The organism is Erythrobacter sp. MTPC3, assembly GCF_042854385.1.
Lineage (GTDB): Bacteria > Pseudomonadota > Alphaproteobacteria > Sphingomonadales > Sphingomonadaceae > Erythrobacter.
In genome coordinates this window covers 1-505 of the sequence record NZ_BTGP01000044.1, presented here as the reverse complement: position 1 = coordinate 505, position 505 = coordinate 1, and the positions used below count along the sequence as shown (strand labels likewise).

1 protein-coding gene is annotated in these 505 nt (G+C 56.0%); it reads left to right on the top strand.

The window, feature by feature from the left end:
* Window positions 1–505, top strand: a 505-nt coding sequence (locus ACGHU1_RS16900; RefSeq protein WP_390588901.1) for an AAA domain-containing protein, incomplete at both ends; no start/stop codon positions are given.

Below are 505 nucleotides of genomic sequence, written 5' to 3'. Positions count from 1 at the left end.
GTCCCAGGCGCATACGACAAGGGTGGTCGTCGCGATAATCGGCTGGAGGGCGAATCTCTGGTGGAAGCCGTTGCAAATCACGCACGAACGATGCCTGACCAGTCACTGGGAATAGTTACTTTCTCTGCAACGCAAAAGAACACGATCACCGAACTTCTTGAGCTTGCTCGTCGCAAGGACACCATTCTTGATGATTTCCTCCGCGAAGGCGGCGCTGAGGATGTCTTCGTCAAGAATATCGAGAACGTTCAGGGCGACGAGCGCGACGTGATTTTCATCAGCGTCGGCTATGGGCCAACCGAACCTGGCGGGAGAATGATCGGCGCGAGCTTCGGGCCAGTTAACTCCGAAGGCGGCGAACGTCGTCTCAATGTGCTTTTCACGCGGGCTAGGCTTAGGTGTGAAATCTTCGCTTCCTTCGACCCGGGCGAACTCGATGTAAGTCGCGCTTCACGTGAAGGGCCACGCGTTCTCAAACGTTTCCTCGAATTTGCGAAGCACCGCC